At 33.6% G+C, this 16,388-nt stretch carries 17 protein-coding genes; all 17 read left to right on the top strand.

What is annotated here, in order from left to right:
• Nucleotides 1-92: 92 nt before the first annotated feature.
• Nucleotides 93-956 carry an ABC transporter permease gene (locus ACNKXS_RS00260; protein ID WP_417919129.1) on the top strand — a complete coding sequence of 288 codons (864 nt, stop codon included), beginning with the start codon at nt 93-95 and terminating at the stop codon, nt 954-956.
• A gap of 50 nt (nt 957-1,006) precedes the next feature.
• Nucleotides 1,007-2,269 (top strand): ABC transporter ATP-binding protein, encoded by a 1,263-nt coding sequence (locus ACNKXS_RS00255; protein ID WP_417919128.1) that lies wholly within the window; start codon nt 1,007-1,009, stop codon nt 2,267-2,269.
• Nucleotides 2,270-2,273: 4 nt separating this feature from the next.
• A complete protein-coding gene (locus ACNKXS_RS00250; protein WP_417919127.1) occupies nt 2,274-3,353 on the top strand; it encodes a DegT/DnrJ/EryC1/StrS family aminotransferase in 1,080 nt (359 codons plus the stop codon).
• 10 nt (nt 3,354-3,363) lie between these two features.
• Nucleotides 3,364-4,284, top strand: a complete 921-nt coding sequence (locus ACNKXS_RS00245) for an LbetaH domain-containing protein (RefSeq protein WP_417919126.1) — start codon at nt 3,364-3,366, stop codon at nt 4,282-4,284.
• A gap of 6 nt (nt 4,285-4,290) precedes the next feature.
• On the top strand, nt 4,291-4,791 hold the full coding sequence (locus ACNKXS_RS00240) for an acyltransferase (protein WP_417919125.1): 501 nt from the start codon (nt 4,291-4,293) through the stop codon (nt 4,789-4,791).
• 12 nt (nt 4,792-4,803) lie between these two features.
• Nucleotides 4,804-5,826 carry a glycosyltransferase family 2 protein gene (locus ACNKXS_RS00235; RefSeq protein ID WP_417919124.1) on the top strand — a complete coding sequence of 341 codons (1,023 nt, stop codon included), beginning with the start codon at nt 4,804-4,806 and terminating at the stop codon, nt 5,824-5,826.
• On the top strand, nt 5,819-6,745 hold the full coding sequence (locus ACNKXS_RS00230) for a glycosyltransferase family 2 protein (protein WP_417919123.1): 927 nt from the start codon (nt 5,819-5,821) through the stop codon (nt 6,743-6,745). The genes ACNKXS_RS00235 and ACNKXS_RS00230 overlap by 8 nt, the downstream gene beginning before the upstream one ends.
• 42 nt (nt 6,746-6,787) lie before the next feature.
• A complete protein-coding gene (locus ACNKXS_RS00225; RefSeq protein ID WP_417919122.1) occupies nt 6,788-7,702 on the top strand; it encodes an ATP-grasp fold amidoligase family protein in 915 nt (304 codons plus the stop codon).
• Between the two features lie 10 nt (nt 7,703-7,712).
• Nucleotides 7,713-8,702 carry a glycosyltransferase family 2 protein gene (locus tag ACNKXS_RS00220; protein WP_417919121.1) on the top strand — a complete coding sequence of 330 codons (990 nt, stop codon included), beginning with the start codon at nt 7,713-7,715 and terminating at the stop codon, nt 8,700-8,702.
• A 61-nt stretch (nt 8,703-8,763) separates the two neighbouring features.
• Nucleotides 8,764-9,663 carry a glycosyltransferase family 2 protein gene (locus tag ACNKXS_RS00215; RefSeq protein WP_417919120.1) on the top strand — a complete coding sequence of 300 codons (900 nt, stop codon included), beginning with the start codon at nt 8,764-8,766 and terminating at the stop codon, nt 9,661-9,663.
• On the top strand, nt 9,639-10,592 hold the full coding sequence (locus ACNKXS_RS00210) for a glycosyltransferase family 2 protein (protein WP_417919119.1): 954 nt from the start codon (nt 9,639-9,641) through the stop codon (nt 10,590-10,592). The genes ACNKXS_RS00215 and ACNKXS_RS00210 overlap by 25 nt, the downstream gene beginning before the upstream one ends.
• A complete protein-coding gene (locus ACNKXS_RS00205; RefSeq protein WP_417919118.1) occupies nt 10,589-11,800 on the top strand; it encodes a glycosyltransferase family protein in 1,212 nt (403 codons plus the stop codon). The genes ACNKXS_RS00210 and ACNKXS_RS00205 overlap by 4 nt, the downstream gene beginning before the upstream one ends.
• A gap of 84 nt (nt 11,801-11,884) precedes the next feature.
• On the top strand, nt 11,885-12,835 hold the full coding sequence (locus ACNKXS_RS00200) for a glycosyltransferase family 2 protein (protein ID WP_417919117.1): 951 nt from the start codon (nt 11,885-11,887) through the stop codon (nt 12,833-12,835).
• A 4-nt stretch (nt 12,836-12,839) separates the two neighbouring features.
• A complete protein-coding gene (locus ACNKXS_RS00195) occupies nt 12,840-13,859 on the top strand; it encodes a glycosyltransferase family A protein (RefSeq protein ID WP_417919116.1) in 1,020 nt (339 codons plus the stop codon).
• Between the two features lie 2 nt (nt 13,860-13,861).
• Nucleotides 13,862-14,752, top strand: coding sequence for a glycosyltransferase family 2 protein (locus ACNKXS_RS00190; protein WP_417919115.1), 891 nt, complete (start codon nt 13,862-13,864; stop codon nt 14,750-14,752).
• Between the two features lie 12 nt (nt 14,753-14,764).
• Nucleotides 14,765-15,538, top strand: a complete 774-nt coding sequence (locus tag ACNKXS_RS00185; RefSeq protein ID WP_417919114.1) for a CmcI family methyltransferase — start codon at nt 14,765-14,767, stop codon at nt 15,536-15,538.
• A gap of 2 nt (nt 15,539-15,540) precedes the next feature.
• The coding region (locus ACNKXS_RS00180; RefSeq protein WP_417919113.1) for an alpha-1,2-fucosyltransferase at nt 15,541-16,388 on the top strand (848 nt) is incomplete at its 3' end.

Raw genomic sequence — 16,388 nt, 5'->3', positions numbered from 1 at the left:
AACCGCTATGCCAAAGGTTATTATGGTGCAGCGCCTTCCAGAATGTCTCAATTAAAACTTTCCTGGAAAAGATTTATGCGGAATTTTGAGTAATGAGCGAAGTGAAAACAGATGACTGGCTTTATGAGATCACACCTAAGCGGAAGCTGATCGACCTTAATTTTAAGGAGATTTGGCGCTATCGTGATCTATTGGTTCTTTTTGTTAAAAGGGATATTATTACTGTTTATAAGCAGACCATCTTGGGACCATTGTGGTTCTTTATTCAACCGCTTTTTACTTCCATTATATTTACACTCGTTTTTAATAATATCGCAAGCATTCCAACTGGGAATGTACCATCCTTTCTATTTAACCTTACAGGAATTACCGCCTGGAATTATTTTAATCAATGTCTTTCAGGTACTTCGAATACCTTTACTGCTAATGCAGGGATCTTTGGAAAGGTTTATTTCCCGCGGGTGATCATGCCATTGAAGACAGTGATAAGCAACCTGTTTAAATTTGGCATTCAACTGTTGATATTAATCGTTTTCTATATTTACTTTTTGTTACGGGGATATGAAATAAGAGCAAACATGCACCTGCTATTGTTTCCGGTTTATGTGTTAATGATGGCATTTCTAGGACTTGGAGCAGGAATGACAATTTCGGCTTTGACAACGAAATATCGGGACCTTACAGTTCTGGTAGGTTTTGCTACCACGCTATTAATGTATGTTTCTGCAGTTCCCTATCCACTGGCTGAAGTAGAAAATAAAATGCCCGATTGGGCATGGTTGGTAAAATATAATCCGCTGACGCAAATTATCGAAGGTTTTCGATACATGATCCTGGATACCGGGATTTTTACCTGGACCGGATTTATCTATACTCTTGTGATCTCAGTAGTCTTATTCTTATTCGGTTTGATTATTTTTAATCGAACCGAAAAGAATTTTATCGATACCGTTTAAGAGTGAGAAGTGCATAGAAAAGAGTTAATGTTTAGCTGAGAAAGAGAAGAATGAGTATTATATTAAAAGCTGAAAACATTTCTAAACAATACCGCCTCGGTACGGTTGGTACCGGTAGTTTGCAGCATGATCTAAATCGTTGGTGGCATAAAATAAGAGGCAAGCAGGATCCGTATCTTAAAGTTGGTGGGGTAAATGACCGCAGTGCGAAAGCCACCGAAGATTATGTGTGGGCTTTGCGAGATATCAACTTTGAAGTAAAGCAGGGAGAGGTGCTTGGAATTATTGGAAAAAATGGGGCAGGGAAGTCCACGCTTTTAAAGATTCTTTCCCGAGTTACTGCACCAACTACTGGGAGTATAAGAACTAAAGGTAGGATAGCATCATTATTGGAAGTAGGAACGGGCTTTCATGGAGAGTTGACCGGTAGAGAAAATATCTTTATGAATGGTGCAGTTTTGGGTATGAGCCGTCATGAAATAAAATCGAAGCTTGACGAGATCATTGCGTTCTCGGGTTGTGAAAAGTATATAGATACTCCTGTAAAACGCTACAGTAGTGGGATGACTGTTAGACTTGGCTTTGCGGTAGCCGCCCACTTGGAACCGGAAATTCTGGTAGTAGATGAAGTGCTGGCTGTAGGTGATGCTGAATTTCAGAAAAAAGCGATTGGTAAGATGCAGGATCTTTCTACCGGTGAAGGCAGAACAGTACTGTTTGTTAGTCATAATATGGCTAGTGTTAAGAGCTTATGCGACCGGGGGATCGTTTTAGAGAACGGGCTTTCTGCTTTTTCAGGTACTGCCGAGTGTGCCATTAGTGATTATTTGGGAGAAGGTAAAAGCAGTGTAAACGTGAAGTTCTTTGATGATAGCCATGGTAATTCTGTTTTCAATTTAAATCGGATTTGTTTAAGAAATCGCTACGAAAAAGACTCCGATGTCCTGGAAGAAGGCCGGGAAATAGAATTACTTACAGATATTCACATCAGTGATGATAATGCTGAAAGGTATCATCTTACCTATCATTTGCATAATGAAATGGGAGATGCCTTATTCTCTTTTACTCATATAAAGGGTGATGGAGAATTAAAAAAAGGACAAAACATTATTTCCTGCATTTTTCCGGAAAATTTTTTTCAGCCAGGACAGTACTTCTTAAGCCTCTTCATAGTAAAGGATCGAAGAAATGCTATTTTTTCCGAGAAAGATATTATACGTTTTACGGTAGTGAACTCTTCAAGAGATTTGGGCGTTTATATGGGTAGAGAGCCCGGCTATATTAGACCGTCATTCATTTGGAAAATTCAGTGATTTTATGATACCAGTAACAAAGACATTTTTACCTCCCCAGATCGAATATAACAGGATCCTAAAAAGGGCTTGGGATGATGCTTGGATCACAAACAGGGGGGTGCTGGTCAAAGAATTGGAGGAAAAGCTAAAGAACTTTCTTAAAGTTCGAAATATTATTGCCACAACTAACGGTACGCTTCCCTTGCAACTTGCAATTAAATCTCTTGGTCTTAAGGGAGAGATTATTACCACTCCATTTTCTTATGTGGCCACCACCAGTAGCATAGTATGGGAGAACTGCAAGCCTGTTTTTGTCGATATACACCGGGAATATCTTTGCATAGATGAGCTAAAGATAGAAGAAGCCATTACGCAGGATACCACAGCAATACTTGCTACCCACGTTTTTGGTAATCCCTGTAATGTTGAGGTCATTGGCGAAATCGCGAAAAAGCATGGGCTAAAAGTGATCTACGATGCTGCCCATTGTTTTGGGGTAAGCTACAAGGGGAAATCTGTTTTTGAATATGGAGATATTAGTACCTGTAGTTTTCACGCCACTAAGTTGTTCCATACCGGCGAGGGAGGTGCGGTCTTCACAGGTGATGATGAACTTCACCATTCCCTCTTCTATCATCATAACTTTGGCCATAAAGGGCAGGAAGATTTTTACGGATTAGGAATAAATGCCAAGATGAGCGAGTTACAGGCGGCTATGGGGTTAGCGGTTTTCCCTTACCTGGAAGAAATCTTGGCCGGGCGCAGGAACATCGTACAGCTCTACGATGAACTTTTGGCAGGTTCCGGGCTTGGTACTATAAAGCTTAGAGAAGGAACAAGCTGGAATAACAGTTACTATCCAGTGATCTTTGAAAATGAAAAGCATTTGGTTGAAGTTAGGGATGCCTTGAATAAAGCAGGTTATTATCCTAGAAGGTATTTTTATCCTAGTTTGAATAATTTAAACTATCTTGATTCAAATGAAATGCCCTGTGCCAATTCGATCTCAAAACGTATTCTTTGTTTACCTTTATTTTATGGACTTAATGCGATAGACATAAAGGAAGTTTGTATAATTATTAAGAACCTGACTGTCCAATAATTATTCATTTGTGCAAATCTCATATAAACAAATAGTTCAATTCCTCAAGGATAGAAAAATAAATTTTTCTTTAAGGGGAGCGGTATATCGCAATTATAAAATATGTTCTTTGTTTTATCCGGAAGCCAATGGCTTTTACTTTTTTTCGGGTGATGATTTTAAAACTAAGCTTGAACAGTCTTTAATATTAACTTCTTCACAAGTAGAAATTGAAAGGAACAATGGAGTAATATGTGTCGAAGGAGATCCGCAAACTATATTTTATATGATTCTCGATCACTATTTTAGGGAAGAATCAACAGGTAAGATTAGTAAAACTGCTTCCATTCATAAAGATGCTGTTATAGGAATAAATGTGCAAATAGATTCGTTTGCTGTATTAGGCGACTGTGTTATAGGAGATAACACTATTATAAAAAGCCATGTTGTAGTGGAGGATAACTCTTATATAGGGAGAAGTGTGATTGTTGAGCCTCACTGTACTATTGGAGCCACGGGAACAGCTTGGGTTTGGGGAGAAAATGGAACAAAAGTAAGACAGCCTCAATTGGGAGGTGTAGTTATTAAGGATAGATGTTTTTTAGGAGCAAATTCTTCTATTGTTAAAGGCTCTCTTAATGAAAACACTAAAATAGGTGAAAATACGGTTATTGCTCCCGGAGCTAAAATTGGGCATGGTACACAAATAGGAAACTATGTTCATTTTGCCAATAATGTTGTAACGGGTGGTAATTCAAAAATAGCTGACTTCTGTTTTGTTGGTTCCTCTGTGACATTTCGGCCTAAAGTTGCAATCCATCCTTATACTGTAATAGGAGCGGGTGCAGTTGTAGTAGAAAACACTTCAAAAGAAAATTTACTTTTGGTTGGTGTACCCGCTAAAGAGAGACCCGCATCAGATAATTTAACCGGGGTTCCAAATTTTAAATAAAAACAGATGAAAAAATTTATTTCAATCTCGCATAAGGCTCAAATAGGTAAAAATGTTGATATTCATCCATTAGCTCTAATAGAAGAGAACGCAATAATTGGTGATAACACAAAGATAGGACCTTTCTGTATAGTAAGAAGTGGAGCCCGCATAGGCTCGAACTGTAAGTTTACAGCTTATTGTGAAATAAGAGAAAATGTCGTGATAGGCGATAATACAAGTTTTGGAAGCAGGTGTACAATTTCTGCTAATGCACGTATCGGCAAAAATGTTGTGGTGAAGTATAGTTTTGTTCTGACTGATACACCAAAATTAGAGAAAGGTAGTTTTAAGGAAGTTGGTTCTATTGGAGATGGCGCTTTGATTGGCGCGAATGTCACTTTAATGCCAGGATGTTCAATAGGAAGAGAAAGTATAATCGGTGCCTGTTCACAAGTTAGAACAGATGTAGGAGATAGGGAAGTTTGGTATGGTAATCCTGCCAGATTTTTCAAACCGAATGAATAGAAAGTACCATAGATGAATTTCCACAGTTTTAAAAATAAATATCAAAAAATAGAACCGTTGGAGTTCTCCAACTCTACTTATACAGTGCCTCTTGTTAGTGTATGCATTCAAACTTATCAACATGTTAACTTTATTGAAGAATGTCTTGAGGGCGTTCTTATGCAAAGAACTGATTTTTCTTTTGAAATTCTTTTAGGTGAAGATGATAGCTATGATGGCACTCGGGAAATCTGCTTGACCTACAAGAAAAAATATCCAGATAAAATCAGACTTTTTCTACATCACCGAGCAAACAATATTAAAATAGGAGGTAAGCCTACCGGCAGGTTCAATTTTCTGTACAATATGTTCTCGGCCCGTGGAAAATATATAGCTTTGTGCGAGGGTGATGATTATTGGACAGATCCCTTAAAACTACAAAAGCAGGTAGATTTTTTAGATAATAATTCTGAATATATTGCACATGCACATAATTCATATTTCATAGATGAGACAGTTCCGAGCAACAAAACGAATTTTTTTTCTTGTCTGCCATCCAGAAAAGTTGTCTTTGATGATATATGCCCGACGAGGACATTTCACACAGCCACTATAATATTTCGCCAAACATCAATCATGAATTGGGTTACCCAGTTTTTAGTTCAAAAAGTTCAATCTGGTGATAAATATTTATTTATGTATCTTTTTTTGGAAGGGAATATTTATTATGAAGAAAGACCTTTGTCAGTTTATCGGCGAAATGCAGGTGGGATGTCCAAATCCTCTAATTTGAATTTATATATGGATTCAGATATTGATATGTACGAATACTTTAAAAATAAAGCTGATAAAATTCTAATACCAAAACTGTCTGAAGCTGTAAATTATTACAAAGTAGAACGGTATGTGTATATACTGGATAGAAAGATCAGCTTTCGTCTATTTTTGTATTATACCACTTTAGTTCCTTTATGTGGTAGATCGCGACATTTACCGTATAGCCGCTTTAAAAAATTGACCAAGCTTTTCTTAAATAAACTATTTAAGAATGGATAAGTTCTTTGTTATTATTGTTGCATACAATGGTTTGAAATGGCTTCCGAAGTGTTTAACAAGCACCAAACCATATCCCGTCATTATTGTGGATAATAATTCAACTGATGGTACTACGGATTACATCAAAAGTCAACATCCAGAAATAATACTGTTCGAGCAAAAGAAAAACTTGGGTTTTGGTCAGGCCAATAATATTGGTATTTCCTATGCTTTAAATCAGGGGGCAGAATATGTTTTTCTCTTAAATCAGGATGCTTATTTTGTTGATGATTGTTTGTGCAAAATGCTAGCCTTAATGAAAGGAAATGAGGAATTTGGCATCTTAAGTCCTATTCATCTAAATGGCAACGGGACCAAACTTGATGAAAATTTTTCTAATTATTTGATCTATTCGAAGAATAGCGATTTTTATTCGGACTATGTTTTAAATAAAACAAAGCAAAAAGTTTACGAGGTGCCATTTGTAAATGCAGCTGGCTGGCTTATTTCACGAAACTGTTTAGAGACGGTAGGAGGTTTTGATCCTATATTTTTTCATTATGGGGAAGATGAGAATTACTGTCAGAGATTAAAATTCTTTGATTTTAAAATAGGTGTTGCGCCTAATTTCTTTATAAAGCATGATAGACAGTTTCGGAATAAATTAAATTTACAATTAGGCTCGAAAAAATACTGGGAGAAAATTGCAAGATCACATAAGATTAAAGGTGCAAATATTAATAAATCAAACATAGGAGATCTGGAGGCTGCACTGCAGAATAGAAAGTCAGCCGTTTTTAAGTCTTTTTTAAAGTTTAGATTTGATGCAGTTAAATCTTACAAACGAGAGTTAGAAATGTTAGAGGAGAATATACCTCTAATTAAAAGAAGTTTAGAAATTAATAAAAAACCTGGGGCTCACTATTTAAACCTTAAATAGACCGATTAAATCTCACCTTAGCATTTTAGAATAGATGGAATTATGAATTTTAAATCCGATATAAGATTTCATTTATATAAATTATATAGACACTTTAGACGAAAATTTATTGATAATTCCCCTACTGTATTTCAAAAAAGAATACAGAAACGCTGGGAAATATTTTGGAGGGATGCTACAGATCTTCATCTAATAGAAGATAAATTTGACCGACAGCATTCTATGGAAACCTGGAAAAACATTGAAAATTGGCAAAGAAGGCTTGAAAATAAATATAATGCCAAGCAATTTGCTTTAAAGTTTGGGTGCAAGGTGGCAAAGTTATATTGGCATGGTAAAAAAGAAGATTTTGAAAACCTAGATATAAATAATTTACCCGAAAACTATATAATTAAACCATTGTTTGGAGAATCAAGCAAAAATATTTTTTTAATGAAAAATGGTTGTAATTTGTTTGACTCAAAAGAATATACTCCTAAATCTTTGCGAAACGAGATAAATGCTTTATTTAATTCTCAAGATGATTTGGAGATTATTATTGAAGAATTTATTCCTAATGAAAACGGAGATTTTGTGATTCCCGATGATTATAAATTTTACTGTTTCAACGGTACGATTCTTTTCCTTCAAGTGAACAAAAGAAAAGGAATAAATAAAGATCGAATAACTTTTTATAATGAAGATTGGAAATTCATTAAAAGAAAAATACTGAACGAAAAAGCTGCATCTATTAAAAAAATAGATGTACCTCCATCATGTTTAAAAGAAATGGTTGAGGATGTAAAAAAATTAAGTGAGGTTTATGGTCTCTTTGTAAGAATAGATTTTTATGCCACCGCGAAAGGACCTGTTTTTGGAGAATTTACTGCAACTCCAAGACGAGGAAAGCATTTTACTAGGTATGGAAGTAGGAGATTAATAAAAATGTGGGATCAGCATTGCAATGGCTTAATATAAAAAAGTGCAAATGGAGCATGCGTTAGTAAGTATAATTATACCTACCTATAACAGGGCTCACCTTATTGGGGAGACTCTAGATTCTATTTTATCCCAGACATATAAGCATTGGGAATGTATTGTGGTAGATGATGGTTCTACCGATTATACAAAGGAATTGATGGAGTTTTATTGTGGAAAAGATTCCAGAATTTCTTTTCACCATAGACCGCAGGAACGAACTAAAGGGGCGAATGCTTGTAGAAATTATGGCTTTGAATTAAGTAGCGGTGAGTTTGTAAAATGGTTTGATAGTGATGATTTAATGCATATAAATTACGTGAAAAAAGTTCAGTCTTTTTTAAACACTAAATTGGAACTTGATCTAATCATTACCAATGCCGTGTATTTCTCAGAAGATACATCCCATCCTGACCGGATTTTTAAAAACAAATGTACTCCAGAAAACCTCTTATTGGATTACCTTACCAGTAAGATATTTATTAATACACAAGTTACTTTATGGCGAAGGAATGTTCTAAGTGAGTATCAATTCAATGAGAATTTATTTAAGGCACAGGAACTTGATTTTCATTTTAGAATACTTAAAAACCAAAATTTGAATGTAGAATTTATAGATGAAGAGTTAGTTTATATCCGGAATCATCAGGACTCTATAACAGGTAGTTATAAACAGGGAGGTCATTTACAACTCTTTTCTGAGCTTATGGTGCGTCGTAATATAATTCAATATCTATTCGAGAAAAATGTGCATGTAAATATAAAAAAAGCAAGTTTTAGGTTTTATTTATTGGCAATATCGCATTTATATAAATTTCGTCCAATCAATGAGGTATTTCAGGAATTAAAACAGCTTGAAAATTCCCTAGGAATTAACCAGCTCAGTAAACTATGGAAATTCAAACTTTTCCAGTTCCTAATTATATATAAACTTAGTAATCGTGATTATAGGTTAGGAAATCATTTAAAAGGTTTACTTACAATAATTGATAACGATTGAAATAATCTTTCATGAAAATTTGCATTAATAATCTATGTAATTAATTCGGAAAAATTTAAATATGAATTCTACTCCGTTGATTTCCATTATTGTGCCGTGCTATGAGCAAGGTAAATTTTTGGAAAAAGCTTTACAATCCATCCAAAACCAAACCTATACCCATTGGGAGTGTTTAATAATTGATGATGGTAGTGCAGATAATACGGAAAAAATTGCAAAAAACTGGACAGAAAAAGATAGTAGGTTCAAATATTATTTTAAAAGTAACGGGGGGTTATCAACAGCCAGAAATTTGGGATTGGAAAATGCTATCGGGAGCTATATCCAATTTTTAGATGCAGATGATTATTTGGAAATAACTAAACTTGAGGATTCTCTTAGTTTAGTGCAAGAAACTAACTCTACCAAACCACTTATAATTATCAGTAACTTTAGAATGTTTACGACCAATACTTTGAAAACTTCTGCGGCTTATTGCAAATTGACTCCTGAACTTTTTACTTTAGATAATATATTATATCATTGGGACAGGAAATTTTCCATACCAATCCACTGTGGATTATTTTCGAAAAGATTATTTTTAAATTTTCGATTTCCTGAATCTTTAAAAGCTAAAGAGGATTGGGTGATGTGGGTCAAGTTCTTTAAACAAGGATCCAACGTTCTTTTTATTGATAAACCATTGGCTCTGTATAGAAAGAATCATGAAAGTATTACAATGACGATGAACTTATATCTAGATCACATAAAAGCCTACAAATATCTAAAACAATTTTTATCTATAGAAGAATATGAATTACTGGCTAGTTCACTTATAAAGCAGCAGTACGAAAAGTCAACCCATTATAAAAAGCAATTACTTTTACTTCAGAATAAAAAGTACGTGGGTTTTGGAAGATTTATAAGACGAATATTTTCAAAATTTGGCTTAGGTAAATGGGCAATAAAATACCTCCCTTAGTGTGCAACCAGAAACTAGCCATTGTAATACCGTACTTTAAAATTGATCATTTTGAAAAGACGTTACAGTCTTTGGCTGGACAAAAGGATAAGAGGTTTAATGTTTATATTGGTGATGATGCAAGCCAGAATCTCCCGGAACAACTTATAGAGTTATATTCCAATGAAGTAAAAATTCAATATTTAAGATTTAAAACCAATCTAGGTGCCACTTCTTTAACTAGTCATTGGGCACGTTGTCTAGAATTGGTGCAAAACGAATCCTGGGTTTTAATGTTAGGGGACGACGACACACTTGATTCTTATTGTATTCTTGAATTCTATAAGAATTTGGATAAAATCCATAATAATAAAATCAATGTTGTAAGGTTTGCAAGTAGAATAATTGATGAACGGGAAGAAGTAATTTCAAAAAAATACAAGCATCCGGAATTAGAGAAAGTAACTGATTTCTTTGTGAGAAAGGCTAAGGGAACAACACGTAGCTCCCTTTCGGAATATATTTTTAGAAAAAAAACGCTATTAGATAAGGGTTTTCAGGATTTTCCTTTAGCCTGGCATAGTGATGATGCACTTTTGTTTGAAATATCCAATTTTGGGATGATTTACACCATCAATGAAGCTACAGTGAATTTTCGCCACAGTACTAAAAACCTTACCCAGAAAAGAGATAACCTTAAGGAAAAGGCTTTCGCTTCGTGGTCTTATTATAGGTTTTTGATGGAAAGGTTAGAGTATTTTTCAAAGTCGGAAAAAAAGCTTGTGTACGAACATTATGAACGTGCCTTTTTAAATAATAAAAGAAACTGGGGAGCATGGAGTTTTACCTTTCAGCATTACATAAAACACTTTAGGCTAATAAGGTTATATAACCTCTTAATTAGGGCTATTGAGAATTTAATAAGTAACTATAGAAAAAACAATCATTGAAATTTTTAATAATTGCACAGGACTTACGAGTATCGGGAACGAGTGAAGGGATTGTTTCCCGGTCGTTCATTGCGAATTTGAGGGCTGCCTATCCAAATAGCTTTATCAAAGTAGTATATTTAAAACACTCAAAATCTAAAGACGATCTTGATTTGCTTCCAGTTGATGAAATGGTTGTAACTCAAATGGCGGTAAAAATTCCATCATCAATTAAAATTATAAATAAATTTTTCTGGAGAATTTTCCATATTTCGCTTAATGATGTTTATAAATATAAATCCTATGGAAAGCACATGGCTAAAATTCAATATAAACAATTTGACCATATTTTTATTCGCAGTTCGGGATTAGAATTTGAAACGATATTGGGGGCTAAAGACCTTCCCATATTAAATAAAGCCATAATAAACTTTCACGATCCTTTTCCCCTTTTTTGGTATACAGGGTCAAATACCAAACCTACTGGTTTAGAGTTATTCCGTTTTCAACGAATGTGGGAAGTAATTTATCAGTCTAAAGGTTGTATAACACCAGCAAAATATTTATCGGCGGATATGGAGTTTTTGTATGGTGGGGAAAAGCACTTTTATACAATTCCACACCAGTATGAAGAAAAGATTTTTAACCTAAGTAACAACAAGAAAATTTTTAAGAAAGAAAAAAAACTTACTTTGGCTTATCACGGTGCGCTTCAATATGGCAGAAATGTCGAAGTACTTTTGGACATTTATCAAGAACTTGTTAGGCAATCCAGCTTAATTGCTGAAAAGTCAGAATTCGTTCTTAGATTAAAAAGTTCAGAGTATCACCGAATAAAAAACAAATATCAATCCATTCCTAATATAAGGGTGCTTCCGGGGGTCAATTTTTCAAATTCGGCATATGAGCAAAAGTATCTTGTAGATATCAATGTCCTGTTGGAAAATGGGCCTGTATATTGTAATATATTACTGGGGAAAGCACCTTTTTTATCTGCTATAGGCAAACCTGTATTTTTACTATCCCCTTTGCGGAGTGAATTAAGGGATGTAATCTCAAATAAGTCCCTTATAGGAACTTACGGTAATAATGGGGAGATTAAAAAGAAGTTAGAAAACCTTATTTTTTCGAGCTTAAAAGGATTGGAATTTGAAAAACCATTTGGGGATTATTTTGAATTACCTACATTTAAAAATCACTTAAATGAAGTGTTGAGGAGGTGTAGTTAACCAAAAAGTTAATTTGGCTAGCCAAGCTAGTATTATAAAGTATATTTTTCAGACGTTTACCTGTATAAATCATTCACTCACGCCATGGTCTATTTAGTTTCTATAATAATCCCAACTTATAATAGAGCGCATTTAATTGGTCAAACCCTGGATTCAATTAAAAATCAGACTTATAAAAATTGGGAATGTTTGGTGATTGATGACCAATCAAATGATTATACTTCGGAATTATTGGAATTTTATACAGATGCGGATAAAAGATTTAAATATATAAAAAGGGGGAGTAATTTAAAGCCCGGTGCAAATACATGTAGGAATTTAGGATTTAAAAATTGTAAGGGGGCATTTGTCAATTGGTTTGATAGTGACGATATAATGCATCGTAATAAGTTAGCGGTACAAACCGACCTCTTGAATAATAGTGGATGTAATATGTGTGTGTGCCAAACTTTAATGTTCGAAAATAATTTAGATAATATATTAGGTTTGCGACACCCTAAATTAGAGTCTAAAGATCCTTTAAATGATTTTATTTGTAATAAAATTAAATGGTTGACACAGGCGCCATTAATAAGGCGAAGTTTTATAGTTAAGCATCATCTTCAATTTGATATTACCTTGCACCAATCCCAGGAATGGGATTACTTTGTTCGTTTGCTCAATTTGGAAAGTAGTTATGTGGTTACATCAAAGCCTTTGGTATTTGTAAGACGGCACGAAGAAAGTATCTCGTTTGGTGAAATGACTCCAACGAAAATCTTGTCTTTTTTTTATGCAAGGCATAAAGCTTTACAAAAAATGAGATCTAAGCTAAATATTTCATCGATTAAGAACTTAAAGAACGATATTCTATGGGCATATATTAGCCTTTTACAAAAATCTTCATTTGAAGAAGCTTTTCAGTTAAAAAATAAAATTAAAAAAATGGATGGGGACTTCAATTTACTTTTTAGGTATTTTCAGTTAGGACTGGTGTTTTATTCTTTTAAAATATTGGGCAAAGGTGAAAAAATACTGAAACTAAATAGAGGTTAAGTTTATGAGAGAAGGCTTTAACCCAAATAAAGATAAAAAAAATAAAGATTCCCCCTTTAAACACCAGGTAATCATCCCAATTTATATTCCCCATCAGGATGATTATTTTAAGGACAGTTTTCAAATATTAAAAATTTGTATACAATCCCTGTTGGATTCTTCGCGTCCAGATAATTTTATTAGCCTCATTAGCAATGGTAGTTGTAGGGAAGTAGAAAGATATCTTGAGGATTTATATTTAAATGGAAAAGTTCAGGAGATAATTACCACACCCAATATTGGTAAATATAATGCCGTTTTAAAGGCTGTCTCCGGTCATGATTTTCCTTTGATAACTATAGGTGATGCTGATATATATTATAAACCAAACTGGCAGGAAGAGACTTATAAAGTATTTGAAAATTTTAAAAAGGCGGGTGTTGTAGGGCTTATTCCCCAATTTCTTAGTTATCAAAGTCATTGTGAAAATTTGCTTTTCGATCATGCTTTCTCCCCTTACTTAAAATTTGGAGCTGTGAAGGAACCCGAAGCATTAAGGGAGTTTTATAAAAGTATTGGATGGAAACCAAATTATCCAAAAGACAGGTTGAAGTATACCCTTTATTTAAAACAAGGAGATTATGAGGCTCTAGTAGGTTCAGGCCATGCGGTAGCCACATACAAAAGGGAATTATTTGAAGGTATTTCCCTTTTCAACCCCTTTAAAATGGGAGGGAATAGTGAAGCGGTATTTGATAAATTGGCTCCCGTAAATGGATGTTATCGTTTTACTAGCTCACGGAATATGGCTTTTCATTTAGGGAATAAACTAGATAAAGCATTTATAGAAAGATTAAATTCCAAAAACAAACAAGCAGAAGGGTGGATGGCTTTTCCAGAACTTCCACGTTTCCCAAACCCAAAATTTATCCTGCCCTATTTTCTTAAACGAAAAAGTGTTCAGTTAGTCTTAAAATCCCATAAATTGAGGATGCTATATTTAAAACAGTTAGGGCTGCCCAAAGCTGCAAGGAAATCATTTTAATTATGGACGGGGATTTTAGTATATTAATTACAACTTTTAACCGATTGGCAGATTTAAGGTGTACGCTTACTTCTTTAGAAAAATTTTTAAAAGACGGGGTACAAATTATAATTTGCGATGATGCAAGTACCGATGGGACTTCAGCATTTGTCAGAGAAAATTATCCTGAAATTAAATTATTAGTTAATCCTGTTAATAAAGGGCTTATTTATAGCAGAAATCGATTATTAGAGTCAACAGAAACTTTATATGCCATTTCTTTAGACGACGATGCTAATTTTCTATCTGATGAAGTTCTTCAAAATGCTGCTTCACACTTTGCAAATCATTCAAAATGTGCTGTGATTGCTTGTAAGATATATTGGGGAATGCAACCCCCACCTCATATCTGTACTGAAAAAGAAACAAAACGTGTTCAAGGCTTTGTGGGATGTGGACACATTTGGAAGATGGAAGCCTGGAGGAATATTCCCAATTACCCAGAATGGTTTGTATTCTATGGAGAAGAGGAATTTGCATCATTCCAACTCTTCAAAAAGGGGTGGGAAGTGAATTATGTGCCAAGAATAGTTGTTCACCATCGGGTGGAAATAAAAGATAGAAAAAATAATAAGGATTACCAACAGCGGTTAAGACGATCCATTAGATCGGGGTGGTATCTTTATATACTTTTTTATCCCTGGAAGGTAATCCCCAGAAGATTTGCTTATACATTATGGATGCAATTTAAATTAAAAGTATTTGTAGGAGATTTAAAAGCAGCTACCGCCATTTTACAAGCTGTTTTAGATATTGTTTTAAATTTTCCAAGACTCCTTAGAAATAGTAATCGTTTAAACATGAGTGAGTTTAAAGATTTTAAAAACTTGCTTAAAAGTAGAATATATTCATAGTAAAGTTTGGAAATGCAAAAAATATTCTTCGTTTTAAAAAGATATATTCCTTTAGAAAAAAGATTAAAATTAAGATATAAGTTTAGATACTTGCTATCACTCTTTTATTTTAGAAACCTTTCTAAAATGGCTCTAATTCATAAGACAGACAAGTTTGGAACTCATTTTTATACTCCTCATTACCAAAGACATTTTCGGAAATACAGATTTAAAAAAATAAATTTATTTGAAATTGGGGTAGGAGGTTATGATAACCCTTACATAGGTGGAAATTCCTTACGAATGTGGAAGTCCTTTTTTCCTTTTGCACGTATATTTTCCATTGATTTATATGATAAATCCTTTCTTCAAGAAAATAGAATTAAGCTTTTTCAAGGAAGCCAGGTTGACGAGGAATTCCTCTACCAAGTAGTTAGGGATATAAAAAAAATTGATATCATAATTGATGATGGAAGCCATTTAAATGAACATGTTATTTCTACATTTAAATTATTGTTCCCAAAATTAAAAATTGGGGGATATTATGTTATTGAGGATACTCAAACCTCCTACTGGGAAAATTATGGCGGCTCATCTAAAAATTTAAATAAGGAGGGAACTGTATATACTTTTTTCAAAGGGTTAATTGATAGCCTAAACCACGAGGAATTTATTTTAGAAAATTATGAAAAGAGTTATTACGACAAACACATTATTGCAATTCATTTTTACCATAATTTAATTTTTATAGAAAAGGGTGTTAATAATGAACATTCGAATAAAGTCCGGAATAATCAATTTAAATAGCAATGATTATCTATTCTAAACTGGGAAAAAAAGGAAATTTAGGTAACCAATTATTTCAAATTGCATCAACCCTCGGTATCGCAGAGGCAAATAATCAGGAAGCAGGTTTTCCAAGATGGGAATATTCCAATTTCTTTGAGAATAATTTACCTAAAATTGATAAGCAAAAAGATTTTATAATGATAAAGGAGCCTTCATTCAATTACAATGATCTAGTACTGAGGGGAGCAAATTATGATTTGGATGGTTGGTATCAATCGGAAAAATACTTCAAAATACAACAGATAAGAAAGTATTTTAAATTTAAAGAGTCTTTAATTCAAAAAATAAAAATAAAATATTCATTTTTATTAAATTCAGAACATATTTTAATTTCTGTTAGAAGGGGTGATTTCGTGCACCATCCTTATTATTTTCAATTATCCTATAAATACTATTTTCTTGCAATTTTAGAAAATTTTCCGGATTGGAAATTACGAAAATTAATTTTTACCAGTGATGATATAAATTATTGCAAGAAGCATTTTGCCTTTTTAGAGAATAGCTATTTTTTAGATGATTTAAAACCCGTGGAACAGTTAGTTTTTGGTTACTTATCGAAGGATTTTATAATAAGTAATTCAACATTTTCGTGGTGGTTGGCATGGTTTGGAGAGAAAGAAGATTCTATAATAATTCGTCCGCAACAAAACTTTAGGGGCGATTTTGCTAAGAGAAATAATGACAAAGATTATTTTCCTGAAAGATGGGTGCAATTTAAAACTTCAAAAAATTCAATAAGTTTAAATTATATAGGTTTAATATTGAAAGGTGATTTTTTTAGAATTATAGATTACTCGCGCTTTTTTTT

The organism is Christiangramia marina (assembly GCF_048285865.1).
Taxonomy (GTDB): domain Bacteria; phylum Bacteroidota; class Bacteroidia; order Flavobacteriales; family Flavobacteriaceae; genus Christiangramia; species Christiangramia marina.
This window is presented reverse-complemented; position numbering and strand designations above follow the sequence as displayed.